The organism is Sphingomonas sp. 3P27F8 (assembly GCF_005502745.1).
In the GTDB taxonomy this organism is placed as follows: domain Bacteria; phylum Pseudomonadota; class Alphaproteobacteria; order Sphingomonadales; family Sphingomonadaceae; genus Sphingomonas.
Genome location: NZ_SCNL01000025.1, coordinates 13,152 through 32,135, shown reverse-complemented (window position 1 = coordinate 32,135; position 18,984 = coordinate 13,152). Strand labels below are relative to the sequence as shown.

The window sequence follows — 18,984 nt, the reverse complement described above, 5'->3', positions numbered from 1 at the left end:
CCTCGGCGCTGACGGAGGCCATGGGCATGCTCAACCACCATTTCGCAGCAGCCGCCTGATCGGCGCAGAGCGACAGCCTACCTCTGACTGCCGCCAATCTTTGCAACAGAGCCCAGCAGGCCGTTGCTGAGCAGATCCAGCACCGACTGGCCGAAGCTCTCCAGATTGGTCTGCGCGAACGCCGGCTCGGCCGACAGCAAGGATGTCAGCGCCACCAGGCCGAACATCGCGGCGAGGTCGGCCGCCTTGCGCCGGCGCGGCGTCAGCGCGCCCAGGCGGGCCATGATTTTCGATCGGAGGGCGAGCGCCGGCCCACCGAGCATGACGAGGTTCATCGCTGTTCTCCTTCTGCGAGCCGCACGCGCTCGTATTGCGCCCGCGCGAACACGTCCCACGCGGGCGGCGGTGGTGAAGGCGCGGGCTGCGCGTTCGCGGACGTGTTTTCCTCGACGAGCGCGGCGAGCTGCGCGGACGCGCTCGAACCTTCGTCTGCATTTGGGCTGATTATGGGGCTGGCGCTGGCTTGCGCGGAGATCGGGGCCAGCGGCATCGCGGCGCGGATCGCGACGGGGCGGATGCCGTTGGCGACGCCGGCATTGCCCACGACCTTGCCGACATAGCCATTGGCAAAGCCGCGCGAGCGCGAGCCGGTGTTATACATGGAGAGCGCGATGCGCAGCGCGCGCTGGGGATGCAGCCCCGCGCGCACGCTATGATAGTTGCCCGACAGCACCCCGCCGGCAGCCGCGATGTTCGTGCATGGGTCGAACACAGTTTCCCAAGAGAGGCCGAGTCGCTTCATGTTGCGCGAATTGATCTGGCCGAGGCCCAGATCGACCGAATAGCCCTGGCCCACATAATGGCGCGCGGTCTCGATCGCGTTTTCAAGGCTCGTCGGCACGATCTTGCGGCCGAGGCCGTTGACGTTGATAGCCCATTCGAAGCCCTGGCTTTCGGTCTGGACGATCGCCGCGATCGTGGCGGGCGCGACATCCGGCGCGCATTGCGCCGCGAGCCCCATGATGACCGCGGCGGGGAGTGTCATTGCGCTTCCAGTGCCCGTGCAGCGCCGCGCCGGCCCGGCTGTGCCGGGGCGCTCGCGCGTGCAAAGGAAACGGTTGCCGCGCGGGATGCAAACAAGCGATTTGCCATGTTTTCACTCCACTGGTGAAATCAGGCTAAATTGCTCCAGGTTGTTTGCCTACCCAGAATCCGACAAAGGTTCATATTGGAGGTTTCGTCCTGCCCCACTAAAATGCCGCTTCGTCCCTCGAACCGGGATAAGGGTGGACATGGATCACGCCGTCATAGCCATATCCCAATATGATATGGCGGATCGCGGAAGCTGCCTTTTTATACAATCGGATACGCTTTTTGTCGTAGAGGCCGACATGATACATCGACGTGCCACGCCAGCTCACGCGAACATTGATGAGCCACTTGCCCGTATCATGCTGGTGAACATGGACGTCGGTAATCGTGCCCCCCAGGGGCCGCATCGAGGTCAGTTCGCGTTCCAAGATAAGCTCTAATTCCATGCCGCCCCTGCATAAGTGATTTCATAGCTTTTCGCTGGTGCTCTTTCTTGCCGCGCACTAGCCTATGCGTCCTTCAAAGGAGGTATCCAGATATGGCGCGACAAGAAAGGGCGTCGATCGAGGCGGACGCGGACCGCGTGGTCCGTCAGCTCGGCGGCAAATGGACCGGCGACTTCGCGATGTGCCGCTGTCCCGCGCATGCCGACGGCAAGGCCAGCCTGTCGATCCGCGTCGGCGAGCGCGCGGTCCTCTTCCATTGCTTCGCGGGCTGCACCGCCGATGCGATCATGGCGGCGCTGCGCTCGGGCAAGATCCTCGCAAGCCCCGATCACGATCCCGGCCAGCGCCAGGAGGGGAAGGGGGACTTGAACAAGCTCGCCCTCGCCGTGTGGCGGCACGCCGAACCCTTCACCGGCACGCTCGCCGACCGCTATCTGCGCGAGACGCGGCTCATCATCCCCGATGGCATCAACGCGCGGTTCGATCCGCGCTGCCAGCTCGGCGCCGGCGCCGCCAAGGCGTTCGCCCCGGCGCTGATCGTGCCGATCGAGGAAGACGCCGGCGTCGTCGCCATCCACCGCACCTTCCTCACCCCCGATGGCCGCGACAAGGCGGCGGTCGAGGAGCCCAAGCGGATGCTCGGCAATCCCGGCGCGGGCGCGGTGCGCTGGGGCGGCATCCCGCTCGACGGCATCCTGCGCCTCGCCGAAGGCGTCGAGGACGCCGCCAGCGTCATGAACATGCTCGGCCCGGGCCGCTTCGTCTGGCCGGTGCTGGGGATCGAGCGCTATCAGGCGATCACGATCCCCGAGAGCGTCCATACCGTCGTTATCTACAGCCAGCATGGGCGCGAGGCGGCGCGCGCGATCGCGCGCGCTACCCCGCACCTGACGGCCAATGGCCGCCAGCTCGCGGTCAAGCCGCCGCCCCATGCCGGCGACTGGAACGACCTGTTGCGCGAGATCCGGTCGCTATGAAGCTGTTTCCCGGCGCGACGGCGTTCCAGCGGTGGACGATGGGGATCAGCTTCGTCGTCGTCGCGCTCTATGCGATTTCGCAAAATAGGGAATCGCTGGTCGAAGCCTCGCGGACCCGGCTGGCATCATCGTCTCCGGCGATCATTGACGGCGATACGATCGATTTTCCCACAGCAAGGGTGCGGATTATCGGGATCGATGCGCCCGATGACGATGTGCCGCAGCTCAAGGCGATGGCGAGCCAGGCCTTGCGCGATCTGACGAACCGCGATGGCGGGTTGGACTGTTCGGTGTCGATGTTCGACTATGCGCTGCGCCGGGAGAACCAGTGCCGCACCGATGCGAAAAGTTCGGGCCGTCTCAATCTGGCGTGCCGCTTTCCCGCGAACCGGGCCAGTGTCGGGGCAACGCTGGTGGCTCAGGGCTATGCCGTCGATTACCGGGTGTTCTCAGGGGGAGCCTATGTCGCGCTGATGCAGCAGGCAGCGGCGAAGCGGGCGGGACTATGGGGCGTCGACTATGAAGCGATGCGCCAGTTGGCGGTGCGCAGGGCACAGGTGCCCAAGGGATGCAGCACAGGCACCATCGCGCGATGATCGGGCAAGGTGTAACCGGGATAGCCAAGATAGGGCCGGAAACGGCGTCAGAAGCGCCAGGAAGGCACCCAGAAAGGCCACAAGGGGTCCGGGCCTGCCTTCGGCCCGCGCTCTACGGCGCGCCGCTCTGGCGGCGCTCCACGGAACCCCGCGCACGGGTTTCCGCCCATCCGGGTGACGATCAGGCTAGGCCACAGATGACCGCCCGTGCGGGCGGGCGCGGCGTGCCGGGTCCGGCACGCATATGATCGAGCGCGGCTCTCCCCAAGCGATCCGCGTCGGCCGCTGGGGCATGGCGCTCGCGCTCGTGATCGGCGCGGTGCCGATCGGCCGCCTCATCCGCAATTTTCCCTATCTGCTGCCCAATCGGCTTCCCGGCCTCATCCTCTACGAGCTGGGGCCGGGGCTGATCCTCGCCGCCGCGATCGGCACCGCCATCGCCGTCACCCGCGACAGCGGGCCGCGCTACGGCATCGCCGCACGGCTCGCGCTGTTCCTCATCGCCGCGCTGGTCGCCGGCGCCGTCACGCTAGGAATCGAGTTCGCCGGCGTCCTGCAGGGCCAATGGCTGTGAGCGGTCCGAAACCCGTTGCACCCCGCGAGCCGCGCGCCCCATCATCCTTTCCGCGTCCTTTCCGTCCTTCAGGCGAGCCCGTCCCATGACTTTCGACCCATCCATGATCCACAATCTCGCCGCGGAAATGTTCTGGCGCACGGCCGAGACAATCGGCGTGCCGGAAGCCAACCGGCTCGTGCTGGAGAGCGAGGGCGCGATCCTGCTGGAGCAGGACTATGCCGAGGATCTGTGGCAGGCGTTCCCGGTCCCCTCGCTCACCGAGGCCGAGGCGCGCGCGGTGCTGAACGCGGTCGCCGCCGAAGCCCATGCCTATGCGCGCGACGAGGAAAACATCCAGGGCAGCATCTATCTGGAGGACCGCGACACGGGCCGCTCGCCCAGCGCCGCCGCCATCGACTGCGCGCCCCTCGCGATCGTGCCGACATGCGCCTACAAGAGCCCCGTGGAGCGTCTTGGCCGGCTTTGCCTGCGTCACCCCCTCCCGGCGGTCGTCTTCGCGCCACGCATGCCCCAAGGCACGCTGATCGAGGTCGCCGACACTGAAACGGCGCTCGGCTTCGCGATGCCGATGTTTCTCATCGTCACCGGCACCCAGCAGATCGATGCCGCGTCGGTCGTGCTGATGGGCTATTTCATGATCCCGACGCCCAGCCTCCAGCACGGCGCGCTCTGGGATCGTGTCATCCAGAATTCGCAGCGCGTGACGGAGGCGATACACTTCGGCCGCGATCTGGAAGTCACTTTCACCTGGCCGGATGAGGTCGGCGAGGCATAGCGTGCGGCGCCTGCCTTGAAACCGATGGCAGTTTTTGCCATTATATTTGGCGAGGTGATTTTATGGCGTCGATGAATGTCTCTCTTCCCGATCCCATGCGCGACTATGTGCAGTCGCGCATCGACAGCGGCCACTATGCCAGCGTCAGCGACTATGTGCGCGACCTGATCCGGCGCGATCAAAGCGAAGTCGTCGACGAGGAACGCTGGCTGAAGGAGCTTGATGCCTCGATCGAAGAGGGCCTGAAGGAGATGGAGGCCGGTGGCGGGCACGATCTCGATGAAGCCTGCGATGCGATCATTGCCAACCTCCGCGATACCGCCGATCGCAAGCAGCACTGATGCTGGTGCGGCTGTCGTCGCGAGCCGTTCGCGACCTGGAGGGGATCAGGACGCGGATCGCCGAGGATAATCCCGCGCGATCCGTGACCTTCATCGCGGAGGTGCGCGAAGCGGCCGCCCGTATCGGCGGGATGCCACGGGCCTTCCCGCTGGTGCCGCGTTACGAGCATCACGGCATCCGCCGCCGGTCCTATAAAGGCTATGGCATCCTCTATTCGGTGCAGCCCGATCGGATCTTCGTCCATCGCATCATCGGTCCCGGCCAGGATTATGATCGCGCGCTAGGGCTGGCCTGACCCGGCCATATGTGAGGGAGCGCGCCGGTGACAATCGATATCGATGACATGGCGGTTGAAGGCATCATCAGCGCATGCGGCGATCAGGGCGGCGCGATCCTGTTTATCCGCCCCGTCACATCCGCGAGCTAATGACTTCCCGAGACGTTCGCGGGCGGCAGAACCCGCGCGAGATAGTCCCCGATCCGGTCGGGGCAAGCGACATCGAAGGTCGCGCCGACATAGCCGTCAGGCCGCACGAGGACCGCGCCGCCGCTGGCCAGACCGAGCTGGTCCGATGGATCGCGCAATTCCGCGCCGTCGCCAATCGTCACCACGCGCACGCCTTCGCGCGGCGGCGCGGCGGGGCTATAGCCGGGTTCGGAAACGAGCAGCGTCCAGTGCGGCCCGGTCAGCACGTCGAACAGGCGGCGCGGCTGTCCCGCCGCCCCGATCAACGCCGCGTCGGGCATCCGGTCGCCCGCCAGCGGCCCTGTCGTTCGGGCACCGGCATCGTGCGACAGCGCCGATCCCGCATAGCCGATATCGAGCTGGTGCGTGTCGCGTCCGCGTAGGCCGCCGCCCTGCTGGTGGTGCCCTTCGAGTAGGCGGGTCGACAGGCCCAGCACGTCGGCCGCGACCGCACGCCGTTCCTCTTCATAGGTATCGAGCAGCGCGTCAGGCGCGCCGGCGAGGACCGCGGCGAGCTTCCAGCCCAGATTATAGGCGTCCTGAATGCTGGTGTTGAGCCCTTGTCCCCCGGTCGGCGGATGGATATGCGCGGCGTCGCCGACGAGGAAGATCCGGCCCGCGCGGTAGCGATCGGCGAGACGCGCGTTCATCGCACAGGCCGATGCCCAGGATACCGAGCGCAGCTCGATATCGCGCCGCCCCGTCCGCTCGGCGATCATCTGTTCTAGCCCTTCGGCCGAGAGATCCGGTTCGCCTTCCAACGGGATCGGCGCTTGCACCTGAAACAGATCGGTGCCGGCAAGCGGGCAGATCGCCACGAGCCGTTCCATGTCGCCGTCGTTGAACTGGTGCCAGGCATCGCGTGTCAGACCGCTCAAGCGCACGTCGGCGACGACCGCGCGCACCCCCAGTGTCTTGCCGGGAAAGCCGATGCCGATCGCACCGCGCACGAAGCTGCGCCCGCCATCGGCGCCGATCAGGTAGCGCGCGTGGATCAGCTCTTCGTCATCGCCGCGCTTGAGGCGCGCGATGACGCTGGCGTCGTCCTGCTCGAAACCCGCAAGCGCGGTGCCGAACGTCACTTCATGGCCCAGCTCGGCAAGCCGCTCGCGCATCACCCCTTCGGTCAGGAATTGCGGGATCATCAGCGCCAGCAGATAGGGCGTGTCGGCCGATGCAGGCCGCGCCTCGAACACCGTCGTTTCCGCGTAGCTGCCATCGGCGCGGTAGTTGCGCATCGGAGGATAGAGTCCGCCCGCCGCCACGATCCGGTCGATGATGCCGAGATCCTCGAACACTTCCTGCGTGCGCGGCTGAATGCCTTTGCCGCGCGAGCCGCCGAACGGACAATCCAACTGGTCGATGATGCGGAACGACAGCCCGCGCCGCGCTAGATCGATCGCCAGCGTCAATCCGGCGGCGTGGGCTCCACAAATCAGGACGTCGATTTCAGCTCGCTCTTCCACGTCTAACTCCTGTGGGCGGACGATTGCGCGCGCTGCCTACCGCGTAGGGTGTGCCATGTGGCACACCTGTCGGCGATCTTTCGCGCCGGTGAGCGTTGCCAAAGCGCTCACCGCTTAGAATTTGACGGGGATCGTCAGTTACACTTCGGCAGCCATGTCCGCGGGGACATTGACAGTGCTGGTCAGCGTCTTGAGGCGCTGTCGTGCTAGCTGCATTGGCAAAGGCATTGCCGTTTATCAGTGGAAACGGTCGAAGGTCGTCGACGATGTTCCCCGAGCGGAGGGACGCGATCCGCATTAGGTAGATCATGTACGCCACGGCAGAAGATCACAGCGCTGATTGCGCCCGCTATTCGCACTCATTTGTTCAGGGGATTGCGTGCGAGCACCCACGCTGCCCATAGCCACCCTATGATCAGCACCGTGCCTCCAACCGGCGTCACCGCGCCGAGCCAGCGGGGTCCGCCGATGGCCATGAGATAGAGGGAGGCTGCAAACAGGCACCCGCCTCCGAGCAGGGTCGCGGCGGCACGCGGGGCTCGTCCCATGATTGCCAGAGCGGCAACTGCGTGGATCAACTGATAGATTCCACCTGTTCGCAGCCATTCGGCCTCCTGCGGACCGGATGCACCGTGAGCGCCAAATGCGCCCGCCGCTACCGCAAGGGTCGCCGACAGGGCGGCAATTAGTCCGATCATTGCGCACATCCTTCCACGCTTTCTCCGCGTTTCCGCACGCTGAATCGGCAGCGAGCGGCCAGCGTCACGGCGCGCATTTCCGCTGCGACACCTTGTCCGTCGTTGAACAACCAAGGCTGGCCAACAATGCGACCAACCGCCTGCAGGCAGGATCTCCTCACAGCGGGCTCCGCCCGGCATCCTCTTGCCGTCGAAGCGCCTCTCTTCCCTTGAGGATTCGTCGCACCTCGGCTTCGTACTCGACCGCAAGGAAGCGATGGCGCGAGGCGATCTCGGGCGTCGCCGCGGTCTCGGCTGCTGCGCGCTCCTGATGCGCCCGCGTTTCATAGTAGCTCAGATGGTCGGCATGAGGATCGGTCATAGAGTCTCCGCAGCAAGTGGGGACCGGATCGGAATGCCCGTCGAGCGGCAAAGGGGGCCTGTCTGCCGGCCGCGGCCAAGCTGGGGCATGCGAGGCCGCATCGGGGGCGGGGATGATGGCCGGCAGACAGGCGGCAGGATCATGGGCAGTCCTCTCCTTTCGCTCATGATCCCACCAAGGCATTCTGGTCGTCGCGTGGTGAAGACGCGGATTTCGCGCATCAATGCCCCCCGCTCATGTCGATTGGTCCCTTGGGTTTGGGAGCAAACCAGATCAGGACAGCGCCCAATGCGAAGCACATGGCAATCGCCGCGAACATGTTGAGCGTCGCCAGCATCACACTCTGGCCCTCGACCATTCCGGACAGCATGGCGGTCGCCCTTTCGTGCGACATGCCATCCGCCATCATCCCATCGATCGTGGCCTGGCCCTGCGTCATGGCGCCGACCAGCTCGGTCTGGTTCTGCCGCGCCGCGCTTGTCCATCCTGTCTGGACAAGCGATGCGGCGAACGCGCCTCCGAGAGTCCGCATGAAATTGGAGATGCCGGCCGCGTCCGCCTGCTCCTCCCGGTCCACGCTGGCCATGCAAATCCCCGTCATGGGAATGAAGAACATCATCAGGAAGGGCCCGGTCATGAGCATCGGCCATGCCATCTGGAGAAAGGTCATGTCGGGCGTGAAGCCCATGCGGTAGACGGAGATGAGACCCAGCCCCATGAGGCCGATGGAAACGATCAGGCGGGGGTCGATCTTTTCGGCCGCCTTGCCGATGATGGGCGATGTCAGGACGGCGAAGATGCCATTGAACGCAATCGCATAACCCGCCCATGTGGCGGTGTAGCCCATATTCTGCTGGAGCCAGAGGGGTATGAGCACGACCGTGGCGAAGAAGGCGCCGAATGCGACCGGATAGGTCATGGCGCTTGCGACAAAACCGCGATGCCTGAATATGCGCAGGTTGATGATCGGGTGCTTCTCGGTGAGTTCCCATATCAGGAAGGCGGCGAAGCCGATCGCAGCGATGACGGCTAGGATCTGAATCTCCGTTGCCGCGAACCAGTCGTGATTGCGCCCCTCATCGAGCATGATCTGCAGTGCGCCGACCCAGATGACCAGCAAGGCGAGGCCGACCATATCGATGTGGCCCTTGATGACTGTCTCGATCTGCCCGCGAAACAGGTACAGCAAACCCAAGCCCCCGGCGGCCGCGATCGGCACGTTGATGAAGAAGATCCACTCCCAGCCAACATTGTCGGACAAAGTGCCGCCGAGGATAGGCCCGGCAATCGGGGCGACGGTGGTCGTCATCGCCCAGATGATCGTGGCCACGGCGGCTTTCTCGGGCGGAAAAATGCGCAGCAGCAGCGTCTGCGACAGGGGAATGATCATGCCGCCGGCGAGCCCGAGCAGCACGCGCCCCGCGATCAACATTCCGAGCGTGCCCGACAGGCCGCAAAGGAGCGACAGCACCGCGAAGGCCAAATAGGCGCTGATGAAGACGCGCTGCCCACCGAAGCGACGCGCGAGCCAACCGCTGAGCGGCACGGTGATCGCCTCGGCCACCGCATAGGATGTGATCACCCAGGTCGCCTGCGTCACCGACACGCCGAGCGAACCGGCGATGTGGGGGATCGAGACATTGGCGATGGTCGTATCGAGCACGACCAGGAAATTGCCCATACCGATCAGGATCGCGGCGAGGATCAGTTTCGTCCCGGTCAATGGCCCGGCGACAGAGCTTTTATTGCGGGTCACGGCGTCGGCCATGGCAGGAAACTCCGCCCGATCAGTTGGAAACGTCGATGTCGGCCGTCATCGACAGGCCCACCCGCAGCGGATGCGTCTGCAACTGCTTGGGATCGAGCCTGATTCGCACGGGCAGGCGCTGGACAACCTTGATCCAGTTTCCCGTCGCGTTCTGCGCAGGCACCACCGCGAACGCCGAGCCCGTGCCGCCCGAGAAGCCGACGACCGTGCCGTCATATTGGACGCTGCCGCCGTAAAGATCGGAGGTCAGTTTGACCCGCTGGCCGGGCTTGACCTTCCGGAGCTGCCCTTCCTTGAAATTGGCGTCCACATAGGTCGCGTGGATCGGCACCACGATCATCAACATGGCGCCGGGCTGCACCCGCTGGCCGACCTGTACCTGGCGGCGCGAGATGATCCCATCGACCGGCGCACGCAGGACGGTGCGATCCAGATCGACACGCGCCTGATCGCGGGCGGCGCGGGCGGCCAGCACCTCGGGATTGGTGGCGTTGGTGGTGTTCTCGATCAGCGCCCGGTTCGCATCGCGGCTGCCGATTGCGGAGGTGCGATTTGCGGTTGCCGAGGCGCGGGCCGCCTCGGCGACCTTGAGATTGGCGAGCGCGGTGCTGTGGGCGTTGCGCGCGATAGTGAGTTCCTCGCCCGAGACCGAGCCGGAGGCAGCTAGCGCCTCGCGCCGCCTCAGGTCGATCCGCGCTCGGTCGAGATCCGCCCTCGCGGCCGCAAGCTGTGCTTCAGCGCGCGTTTCGTCAGCGGCGCGCGCCGCGATCTGCGCGCCGAGGCCGGTGTCGTTGGCGGCAAGGCCGCGCACACGCCGTTCGGTCAGCGCCAGTTCGGCCTCCGCCCGCGCCAGGGAAAGCTTCGCATCGGTATCGTCGAGCCTGACCAGTATGTCCCCGCGCTTCACGGGCAAGGCATCGTCCACCAGCACGTCGCGCACCGGCCCGCCGATCAGCGGCGTCACCTGTGCGACATTCGCCCCGACATAGGCGTTGTCGGTTTCGACGTGGCGCGACGCGATCAGCGCATCATAGGCATAATATCCGCCTCCCAGAACGGCGACGGTGGCGGCAAGGCCGATGAACAACCGCTTGCGCTTGCCCTTGCGTGCCGCGTCATCCGCGGCACTGTCCGGTCCGGCGGCGAGGGCGTTATGGTCGATGGTGAGGGTCGGCTCGGACATGGCTCGGATTTCCTTCAAGAACGGTAGCCGCCGCCGAGCGCGCGGATGAGGGCGACATCGAGGACGAAAGCACGGGTTTTCAGGGAGGCGAGCGTGCGCCGGCTCGTGATGAGCGCGTCTTCGGCGACCAGCACGTCCAGGAAGGTGGCAAGGCCGCCGCGATAGCGATTGTTGGCCACCGTCCACGCCGCCGCTGCCGCACGTTCGGCTTGGGCCGCCCGGTCGAGCCGCTCGCCGAGCGCACGCTGGCTGGCCGCGGCGTCGGCCACTTCGCGCAGCGCCTGGACAAGCGCGCCGTCATATTGGGCGACGGCGGCCTGATAATCGGTTTCTGCCGCACGATGCCGGCTGCGCAAACGCCCGCCATCGAAGATCGGCAAGCTGAGCGCCGGGCCGGCGGTCCCGAACTCGGACCCCGATTTGAACACGTTGTCGATGCCGAGGGCTTGCAGGCCGATCAGGCCGGCCAGATTGACGTTGGGATAGAAGGCCGCGCGTGCTTCCTTGATACGGCTCGCGGCGGCTTCGCTCCGCAGCCGCGCCGCGATGATGTCGGGACGCCGTCCGATCAGTTCGGCAGGCAAGCTGACCGGCAGGCCGAAGCTACCGGAAACCATTGCGGCCGGGCGCGCGATAACCAGCCCCCGGTCGGGACCGGCCCCGATCAGCACCGCGATCCGGTTCCGGTTGAGCGTGAGCGCTTCGTCCAGCGCGGCCAGATCGCCCTGGGCGGCCGCCAGCGCGGATCGGGCGCGCTCCACCGCGCCATCATGTTCCAGCCCCTCGACCTTTCGACCCTGCATCAGGTCCAATGTGCGGCGGCGCACTTCGAGCGCGTGTTCGGCAGCATCGTGCTCGGCATAGAGCGCGGCAAGATCGGCATAGGCGCTGGCGACCCCGGCCGACACCGCGAGCCGGGTAGCCGCAGCCTCCGCGCCGGCAGCCCTGGCGTCGGATCGCGCCGCTGCAAGCGCCGCCCGATTCCGTCCCCAGAAGTCCAGCTCCCAATCGAGGCGGAGCGTAGCCTGCCCGTAGTCGGGCCAACCTTTGGGCGAAAACGCTTCCGGTATCAGATAATTGTAGCTCTGCTTGGTGGCGCCGGCTTCTGCATTCGCGCCTAGCGACGGCAGCAAGCGGCTGCGCGTCTCGCTAACCAGCGCCTCGGCGCGAGCGAACCGGGCTTCGGCGACGCGCAGGTCGGTCGCACCCACCAGACCCTCGGCAATCAGCGTGTTCAGTTGGGGATCGCCGAAGCCCTCCCACCAGCGGTCCGAAGGCCAGGAGACTTCAGGCGCTGAAAAGCTGGCGGAACTGGCGAGGTTTTCCACCGACGCGATCGGTGGCAAGTCGCGCGGCTGCGGCAGGGTGGCGCAACCGCTCAGCGCAAGAACCGTCGCAAGGGCGACCATCCCCGCGGTCATCCCGTGCCGTGCACCGATATGCGATGGAACCATGTTTCGCCCCTAAACCATACAGGACGGTCATTTATGTGCACCCTCTTGCACGTGTCAATCCAAAACCGTACAAGTCTGTACGAGAAAGAGAGGGCAGATGAGAGTAAGGACGGACGCGCGTCGCAACGCGATCCTGGATGTCGCGACCGAAGTCTTTCGCGAAACCGGCTATGCCAATGCGAGCATGGCGATGATTTCCGCGCGGATCGGTGGATCGAAGGGCACGCTCTACGGCTATTTCAAATCGAAGGAGGAGCTGTTCGCCACCGTCATGATGGCGACCATGGAAGAGCAGGCGGAGAAAACCATCGCATTGCTCGATGTCTCCGAGCCCGATGTCGGACTGGCGCTGCGCACTTTCGGCAACGCCCTTCTGGCGATGCTCACAGCGCCCGACACGATCTCGATGTTGCGCGCGGCCATTGCCGAAGGGGGAAGCTCCAGGCTGGGCGCCATCCTCTACCAACTGGGCGCCGAGGGCGGATGGGACGCCATGAGCCAGTATATCGCACGCCTACAGGAAACGGGCGTGCTGCGCCCGGCGGACCCGCGCGTCGCGGCGGCGCACCTCAAAGGCCTGCTCGAGACCGGGTTCATAGAACCGCTCTTATATGGAGCTCAGCCCTGGTTCGTGGCCGAAGAGGCGGTGGCCGCTGCCGTGGAAGCCTTCCTGCGGGCCTATCGATGCGCGGGAGGCGAGCAGTAGCGCGATGTCCTTGGCTACCTTTTCACTTTCCGGCGTCGATTGCCGCGTGCCGCTCAAAATCGGCGCGTGCGCCTAGGTCATGCCGAAACTCGACGACTACGTTCTGTTCGCCCATGTCGTCCGCCATGGCGGGTTTGCTCCGGCCGAACGCGCAACCGGGATCGCGAAGACCAGGCTGAGCAAGCGGGTCGCAGCACTGGAACGCGCCTTGGCATGCAGGCTGCTTGAGCGGTCCACGAGGAGTTTTCGGGTCACCGACATCGGCCTGGAAGTTTATCACCGCAGCGAAGCGATCCTCGCCAATGCCGACCAAGCCTACACGGCCGCCGCCCATTCGCTGGGCAAGGTGACGGGTGGCATTCGCGTCGCATGGCCTCTGGGCCTCGCCAAATCCTTTGCGTCGCAGGCTCTGGTCCGTTTCATGGAGACCTATCCCGATGTCCGGGTCGACCTGCAGATCGCTGACGGCCCCCTGAACCTGATCGATGACGGAATCGATCTTGCGCTGCGTATCGGGTCCGGGGCGCGAACGGAGGAGTCCCTGGTTGTTCGGACGCTCGGCACGACGCCGACGCGCCTCGTGGGTGCGCCGGCGCTGATTGCTCGTGATGCGCCATCTATAGTGGCGCATCTTGGCCGGTTTGCGACCCTTGCGGGCATTGGACCAGACCATAGGCGCTGGACTCTGGTTGGGCCGGACGGGAAACGGGAATCCTTTGACCACACACCGAAACTTGTCTGCGCCGACGCGGAAACTGTGCGGGACGCCGCGATCGCAGGACTGGGCATCGCGCTTCTGCCCGAGCCGTTGTGCGTGGCCGAACTCAGGCGTGGCACGCTGGTTCAGATGCTTCCCGCCTGGCAAGGTGTTGAGCAAAAGATCGAACTGCTTTTCACGACCCGCCGCGGCATGCTTCCCTCGGTTCGCGCGCTGATCGATCACCTTGCCGGCTCGTTCGCATGCTCGGGATTTCGCCACCGGGCGCTCCCGCAAAACACCAGCATCACCCATATCGTCGGATTTTGACGGAGGCGACAGCGTCGCTCCTGCGGCAACGCTGTGTCGATCAGGCGCGCACTACTGGCACGAAGATGCGGGCAATAGAACACATCGAAGCCGCAATAAGGGAATTATCAATGCGCCTCCTGCACGTCGATTCGAGCATTACTTCGGGAAACTCCGTCAGCCGACAGCTCACCGCTCGGCTGACCCGGCGCTACGCGACCGAAGCGTTCGACGTCTCGGTCGTATATCGCGACCTGGCACGCAGTCCGCTGCACCATCTTTCTCCCGCCTATCTCCAGGCGCAGTTTGCCGAACCGGGACAGCACAGCGCGCCGTTGGAGGAAGACCTTTCGGTTAGCTCCGAGGTGCTCGAGGAGTTCCTGGCCGCAGACACCGTCGTCGTGGGCGCTCCGATGTACAATTTTACGATCCCCAGCCAGTTGAAGGCCTGGATCGATCGCCTTGCGGTGGCGGGCAAGACCTTCCGTTATACCGAGACCGGGTCGGTTGGGCTCGTGGAGGGCAAGAAGCTGTTCATCGTCTCCACGCGCGGCGGCTTCTATGGCCCGGAAACCGCTCTAGCGTCCATCGATCACCAGGAGCCCTATCTCCGCGCGGTCTTCGGCTTTTTCGGCGTCACCGATCTCACCTTCATCAGGGCCGAAGGCACAGTCATCAGCGACGACTTCCGCGAGAAGGCCATCGGATCCGCTGAAGAATTGATCGACACGCTGCCGCTCGGCTGAGCGGCGCTGCCATGGGATGATGGACATGATCCTTGACGAACTTCTGAAATCGAAAAGCGATGTTCTTTTCTCCGTGACCCCTGAGACGTCCGTCGATCAGGTCGTGGAGCTTATGTGCAGGGAAAATATCGGCGCGGTCGTTGTCCTGGACGGGGGAAAGCTTGCCGGTATCCTGTCCGAGCGCGAGATCGTCCACGCCCTTCGCAAGCATGGCCCTGGGCTCGCCATGTTCGAGGCCCAGCATATCATGGTCCGCAATCCGCCGTCGGCATCTGTCGATGACCGGATCGACCATGTGATGACGATCATGACGCGCCAGAAGATGCGTCACGTGCCGATCGTCCGCGATGTCAGCATCATCGGCCTTCTGAGCATCGGCGACATCGTTGCATCCCGCCTTCAGGAAATGGCGGACGAAAACGCTGTGCTTCACGATATTGCCCGAGCCAAGCTCGCATCCTCGTGATTTGCCGTGTCTCTGCGAGAAACCATATGCGCAGCGGATGTCGGGGAAGGGTCCCTCGCCGAACATCCGATCGAATTGAAGGGCCGATCGGCCCCGACCTCCGTCGGCCACGAAGCGCTGTCAAAGGGGGTGTTGCTTCCGGGGAGCAACACGCTCACCAGGATCGAACTGGCGGTCATAGCCCTGTCCCGTCATGATCCTTTGCCACAAGCGAAAGAACAGGGCCGCTTTTCCGCCCTGGTTTTTGGGCGTCGCCCCCAGCTCGCTTTGGCGAACCCCCGGTTGGAAGCCCTTCGGCGCTATGCGATTGTGGTTCGCTTAACTCGGGGCGTACCGCAAGAGGCCGAGCGCGCGCGTGTGTTGAACGCGGGCTTTGACCCCACGCAGATCGCAGAAATCGATCGTCTCTTACTGTAAGCATACGCAATTGCACCGGGCGGGATGAAGGACATGCGCCCCGTCTCGTCCCATCGATCATCATCCGGTGAGGCTGGCGTCAAACGCCGACGTTACGGCTCGACGATCGAGGCCGTTGAATATGGCGAGATCGTCTCCCATCCCAGCGTCGAATAGAGGGCTTGCCCGTCTTGCGTGGCGACGAGAAGTTCCATGCCGCCGACGTGCCGCCGAGCGTCGTGCAGTGCCCGCATGAGTGCGTGTCCCAGGCCCTTCCGGCGATGGTCAGGCTCGGTGACGATCCGATCGTAGATACAGATGTCCCCGGTTTCTACCGCGTAACCGCTTGCCGCGAGCGCGCCTGTCTCAAAGAAGATGCGTGCCTCCAACACCATGTCGACCCGGCTGATCTTGATCGTATACCCGCAAGGGAGATGCCTGAAGGGAGGCTTGCCGGCGCCCTGCATGAAGTACCGCGGGGCGTGAATCGTCCACCCAATCGGAAGCCATGCTCGCAGTTCGTCGCAAGTGCCGCAGAGCTTCAGGACGTGACGAGGCTTGCTAATCGAACGGGCAAGGTCTCCAAGACCGGCCACCACAGCGGGAAACACCCAACGCGCGACTTCGGCGTCCGAATTGGTATCGACACGGAAGCCGCCATGTTCGGGGACCGGCAAAGGCAGCCCGCGCGCGACCGACCGGGCTGACAGCCATGCATATAAGGTCTGCGGATCGATACCGTGAATGTTCGCCATTTCACGCGCTCACTATGCCACTGCCTCCTGGCAGAGGGCGTACCCCTGTCAGCTACCCGTATCGCCTCCAGACTCCAATCTGACGACGATCTTCTCCAAAATGTCGCGCAAGGCGCCCTTTTCCTGCTGCGAAAGGCCTTTGAAAGTGTCCGCGACCAGATCGCGGCGCTGGTGCTCCGCGATGGCCCAGATGCGCCCGCCTTCTTCGGTAAGGAACAGGCCATGGGCCCTCCAGTCGGATTCATGCGCCGCCTTGCTCACGAAACCACGGCGTTCCAGTTCCGCGATCGCACGTGCCACCTGCGCCTTGTCGCGTGCCGTGCCCTTGGCGAGAGCCTGCTGCGTCACTCCCGGATTTCGGCCGATCGCACCGAACAGCCGCGCCTGGAATAGCGGAAGCTGAAGCAGTTCGTGCGCCGGCAGTTGTTCGAGCCGGCTGTGAAATCCCGTCGTTATGGCCCGGAAAAGCCGGGTCAGCTCATCATCCATCGAAAAATCTCTTCAGCAAAGGGTTGACAAAAGTCAACTGATTAACCCATCAAAACGCTGATGATAATGCCTCGCAATAGTGGAATGAGGCATGATCTGCTCCAAACTGGGTGAACGGGGGTTACAGGTGAAATTTCAGGCATGCTCGATAATCGCGTTGGCGTCGATGGCGGCTCCGGCCATTGGCCAGGATCATCCCGGCGCTGAGCCTCGTTCCCAGACCCGCACCTCGAACAGCGAAGCGAGCGAGATCGTGGTAACCGCCGCCGGCTTTGAACAGCATATCCTGCGCGCGCCCGCCTCGATTTCCGTCGTGCCGCGCGAGGAACTGGAAATTGCGCCGTTTCGTGACCTCACGGATGCATTGCGCAACATCGAGGGCGTGTCCGTCACGGGCACCGCCAACGAGCAGGACATTTTCATCCGCGGCCTGCCGGGCGCCTATACGTTGATCCTGGTCGACGGTCGACGGCAAAGCTCGCGCGATAGCCGCACCAACGGCAATAGCGGCTTCGAGCAAAGCTTCATGCCGCCTGTCGAAGCCATCGAGCGGATCGAGGTCGTGCGCGGTCCCATGTCCTCGCTATATGGCTCCGATGCGATGGGCGGTGTCATCAACATCATCACCCGCAAGATCCCGGACCGCTGGGGCGGATCGCTCGGCTTCGACTATACCTTGCAGGAGCATGGGCGGTACGGCGACAATTACCAGGGTCAGTTCTATCTCGCCGGTCCGGTCGCCTCCGACACTCTCGGGGTCCAGATGTGGGGCCGGCGCTACAATCGCGAAGAGACCAGCATCCTGAACGGCCTCAACGGCGCGAAGGACTATGATCTGACCGGGCGTGTCGCGGTCCGGCTCGCACCCGGCCATGAGATGGTGCTGGAGGCCGGCACCCAGCGCGTGCGCCGCGAGAACAGCGGCGGCAAGACTTTGGCGGCCACCGCCGCCGATACCTATAACACGAACGATCGCGATCATTATGCAGCCTGGTATGACGGCAGCTTCGGCGACAAAAAGCTCTGGCTTTCGATCCAGCAGGAAGAGACGCAGCGCTACATCTATTCGCGCAATGCCGCCTCGGGCGCGTTCGTCGCCGGCACCCGTGCGCCCAATGTTCGCAACCGTGTCGCCGATCTGCGTTTTTCGATGCCGCTCTTCACCGGCAACACGCTGGTGGTCGGCGGGCAATGGAACAACACGCGGCTGATCGATCAGAATCCCGGGGCGCGAACCGGGCTCGACGAACGCTTCTCCATCACCCAGAAAGCGGTGTTCGTTGAGGACGAGTTTTATGTCACCGATCGGCTCAGCCTTACCGGCGGCGTGCGCCTGGACGATCACGATATCTATGGCTCGCACTGGACGCCGCGCGCCTATGTGGTGTGGGAGGCTATTGACGGCCTGGTCCTCAAGGGCGGCGTGACGACGGGCTTTCGCGCACCGGAAATCCGCCAGATCGCACCGGGCTATGCCTATACCACCGGCGGCGCAGGCTGTTCCTATGGTGTGAACGGCACCTGCGGCGTTATCGTCGGCGATCCCAACCTCAAGCCGGAAAAGAGCACCAGCTACGAGATCAATGCGCATTATGACAATAAGCGCGGCCTCAGCGGGGGTGTGACGCTGTTCCATACCGACTTCCGCGACAAGGTCGTCGACGTCCAGCAGATCGACGCCAACGGCAATTTCATCCGGTGGAGCGAAGACCCGGGCTATCGCCTCTGGTCATGGGTCAATGTCGACAAGGCCAGGGTGCGCGGGGTGGAGGCGAACTTCCGGTGGAAGCCATGGGATCAGCTTTCGCTCCGGGGCGGTTACACTTTCACCGATAGCAAACAGCGGAGCGGCAACTATGTCGGCTATCCGCTGGCGCGAACGCCGAAGCACATGGCGAACGGCCGGCTCGAGTGGACACCCACGGAGGCGATCACCGCTTATGCCGTGGGATGGTATCATGGCTCCGAAATCAACGCGGCGCTGCGACTGGGATCGGCGGGAACCCCCATCACCACGCCCGATGGCCGGATCGTTCGCCGCTATGGCGACTATTTCACCGCCGACATCGGCGCTTCGTACCGGATGCCCAACGGCGTCCTGATCAACGCTGCGATCCAGAATGTCACCGACAAGAAGCTCGATGAGGCGACCTACAACACGGTGAACGAGGGCCGGCGCCTGTGGGTGGGCGCGACGTTCCGCTTCTGAAAGGGATGCC

At 64.4% G+C, this 18,984-nt stretch carries 22 protein-coding genes; 11 read left to right on the top strand and 11 right to left on the bottom strand.

Annotation, left to right across the window (positions count from 1 at the left end):
• Positions 1 to 77: 77 nt before the first annotated feature.
• The 3 genes from FFS35_RS18845 to FFS35_RS20130 form a co-directional block, all read right to left on the bottom strand.
• Positions 78 to 335: a hypothetical protein gene (locus tag FFS35_RS18845; RefSeq protein ID WP_137788354.1), complete on the bottom strand. Its 258-nt coding sequence runs from the start codon at positions 333 to 335 to the stop codon at positions 78 to 80.
• Positions 332 to 1,045 carry a lytic transglycosylase domain-containing protein gene (locus FFS35_RS18840; RefSeq protein WP_062060964.1) on the bottom strand — a complete coding sequence of 238 codons (714 nt, stop codon included), beginning with the start codon at positions 1,043 to 1,045 and terminating at the stop codon, positions 332 to 334. The genes FFS35_RS18845 and FFS35_RS18840 overlap by 4 nt, the downstream gene beginning before the upstream one ends.
• Before the next feature lie 205 nt (positions 1,046 to 1,250).
• Entirely contained in the window at positions 1,251 to 1,520 is a 270-nt protein-coding gene (locus FFS35_RS20130; protein WP_171007690.1) for a hypothetical protein, read from the bottom strand.
• Positions 1,521 to 1,630: 110 nt separating this feature from the next.
• On the opposite strand from FFS35_RS20130, the gene FFS35_RS18830 reads away from it, so the two are divergent.
• The 6 genes from FFS35_RS18830 to FFS35_RS18805 all read left to right on the top strand — a co-directional run bounded on the left by FFS35_RS18830 (position 1,631) and on the right by FFS35_RS18805 (position 5,100).
• Positions 1,631 to 2,515, top strand: a complete 885-nt coding sequence (locus FFS35_RS18830; RefSeq protein ID WP_231746345.1) for a toprim domain-containing protein — start codon at positions 1,631 to 1,633, stop codon at positions 2,513 to 2,515.
• Positions 2,512 to 3,111 carry a thermonuclease family protein gene (locus tag FFS35_RS18825; RefSeq protein WP_231746346.1) on the top strand — a complete coding sequence of 200 codons (600 nt, stop codon included), beginning with the start codon at positions 2,512 to 2,514 and terminating at the stop codon, positions 3,109 to 3,111. The genes FFS35_RS18830 and FFS35_RS18825 overlap by 4 nt, the downstream gene beginning before the upstream one ends.
• A 244-nt stretch (positions 3,112 to 3,355) precedes the next feature.
• On the top strand, positions 3,356 to 3,685 hold the full coding sequence (locus tag FFS35_RS18820; RefSeq protein ID WP_231746347.1) for a hypothetical protein: 330 nt from the start codon (positions 3,356 to 3,358) through the stop codon (positions 3,683 to 3,685).
• A gap of 85 nt (positions 3,686 to 3,770) precedes the next feature.
• Positions 3,771 to 4,463 carry a hypothetical protein gene (locus tag FFS35_RS18815; protein ID WP_062060970.1) on the top strand — a complete coding sequence of 231 codons (693 nt, stop codon included), beginning with the start codon at positions 3,771 to 3,773 and terminating at the stop codon, positions 4,461 to 4,463.
• Positions 4,464 to 4,525: 62 nt separating this feature from the next.
• The gene (locus FFS35_RS18810; RefSeq protein ID WP_082635046.1) at positions 4,526 to 4,804 is read left to right on the top strand and encodes a type II toxin-antitoxin system ParD family antitoxin; all 279 of its coding nucleotides are present in this window, start codon (positions 4,526 to 4,528) and stop codon (positions 4,802 to 4,804) included.
• A complete protein-coding gene (locus FFS35_RS18805) occupies positions 4,804 to 5,100 on the top strand; it encodes a type II toxin-antitoxin system RelE/ParE family toxin (protein ID WP_062060973.1) in 297 nt (98 codons plus the stop codon). Before FFS35_RS18810 ends, FFS35_RS18805 begins: the two co-directional genes overlap by 1 nt.
• 128 nt (positions 5,101 to 5,228) lie before the next feature.
• On the opposite strand, the gene FFS35_RS18800 is transcribed toward FFS35_RS18805, so the two are convergent.
• From FFS35_RS18800 to FFS35_RS18775, 6 genes are all read right to left on the bottom strand, one after another.
• Positions 5,229 to 6,737 carry an FAD-dependent oxidoreductase gene (locus tag FFS35_RS18800; protein ID WP_062060976.1) on the bottom strand — a complete coding sequence of 503 codons (1,509 nt, stop codon included), beginning with the start codon at positions 6,735 to 6,737 and terminating at the stop codon, positions 5,229 to 5,231.
• 359 nt (positions 6,738 to 7,096) lie between these two features.
• Positions 7,097 to 7,435 (bottom strand): DUF423 domain-containing protein, encoded by a 339-nt coding sequence (locus FFS35_RS18795; RefSeq protein ID WP_062060979.1) that lies wholly within the window; start codon positions 7,433 to 7,435, stop codon positions 7,097 to 7,099.
• Between the two features lie 157 nt (positions 7,436 to 7,592).
• Positions 7,593 to 7,796 carry a hypothetical protein gene (locus FFS35_RS18790; RefSeq protein WP_062060982.1) on the bottom strand — a complete coding sequence of 68 codons (204 nt, stop codon included), beginning with the start codon at positions 7,794 to 7,796 and terminating at the stop codon, positions 7,593 to 7,595.
• Between the two features lie 220 nt (positions 7,797 to 8,016).
• A complete protein-coding gene (locus tag FFS35_RS18785) occupies positions 8,017 to 9,564 on the bottom strand; it encodes a DHA2 family efflux MFS transporter permease subunit (RefSeq protein WP_137788353.1) in 1,548 nt (515 codons plus the stop codon).
• 19 nt (positions 9,565 to 9,583) lie between these two features.
• Positions 9,584 to 10,747: an HlyD family efflux transporter periplasmic adaptor subunit gene (locus FFS35_RS18780; protein WP_100240040.1), complete on the bottom strand. Its 1,164-nt coding sequence runs from the start codon at positions 10,745 to 10,747 to the stop codon at positions 9,584 to 9,586.
• Between the two features lie 14 nt (positions 10,748 to 10,761).
• Positions 10,762 to 12,201, bottom strand: a complete 1,440-nt coding sequence (locus FFS35_RS18775) for an efflux transporter outer membrane subunit (RefSeq protein WP_245988123.1) — start codon at positions 12,199 to 12,201, stop codon at positions 10,762 to 10,764.
• A 97-nt stretch (positions 12,202 to 12,298) separates the two neighbouring features.
• Here FFS35_RS18775 and FFS35_RS18770 point away from each other — a divergent pair, with 97 nt between their 5' ends.
• The 4 genes from FFS35_RS18770 (at position 12,299) to FFS35_RS18755 (ending at position 15,125) form a co-directional block, all read left to right on the top strand.
• Entirely contained in the window at positions 12,299 to 12,907 is a 609-nt protein-coding gene (locus tag FFS35_RS18770) for a TetR/AcrR family transcriptional regulator (protein ID WP_137788352.1), read from the top strand.
• A 79-nt stretch (positions 12,908 to 12,986) separates the two neighbouring features.
• The gene (locus tag FFS35_RS18765; RefSeq protein ID WP_129405259.1) at positions 12,987 to 13,934 is read left to right on the top strand and encodes a LysR family transcriptional regulator; all 948 of its coding nucleotides are present in this window, start codon (positions 12,987 to 12,989) and stop codon (positions 13,932 to 13,934) included.
• 110 nt (positions 13,935 to 14,044) lie between these two features.
• Complete coding sequence (locus FFS35_RS18760) at positions 14,045 to 14,659, top strand: FMN-dependent NADH-azoreductase (protein ID WP_137788351.1); 615 nt, start codon at positions 14,045 to 14,047, stop codon at positions 14,657 to 14,659.
• Positions 14,660 to 14,684: 25 nt separating this feature from the next.
• Entirely contained in the window at positions 14,685 to 15,125 is a 441-nt protein-coding gene (locus FFS35_RS18755; RefSeq protein WP_171007689.1) for a CBS domain-containing protein, read from the top strand.
• A 509-nt stretch (positions 15,126 to 15,634) separates the two neighbouring features.
• On the opposite strand, the gene FFS35_RS18750 is transcribed toward FFS35_RS18755, so the two are convergent.
• A complete protein-coding gene (locus tag FFS35_RS18750) occupies positions 15,635 to 16,276 on the bottom strand; it encodes a GNAT family N-acetyltransferase (RefSeq protein ID WP_137788349.1) in 642 nt (213 codons plus the stop codon).
• Positions 16,277 to 16,324: 48 nt separating this feature from the next.
• Entirely contained in the window at positions 16,325 to 16,765 is a 441-nt protein-coding gene (locus tag FFS35_RS18745) for a MarR family winged helix-turn-helix transcriptional regulator (protein ID WP_137788348.1), read from the bottom strand.
• Between the two features lie 166 nt (positions 16,766 to 16,931).
• Here FFS35_RS18745 and FFS35_RS18740 point away from each other — a divergent pair, with 166 nt between their 5' ends.
• Positions 16,932 to 18,974: a TonB-dependent receptor gene (locus tag FFS35_RS18740; protein ID WP_212742236.1), complete on the top strand. Its 2,043-nt coding sequence runs from the start codon at positions 16,932 to 16,934 to the stop codon at positions 18,972 to 18,974.
• The last annotated feature ends 10 nt before the right edge of the window (positions 18,975 to 18,984 follow it).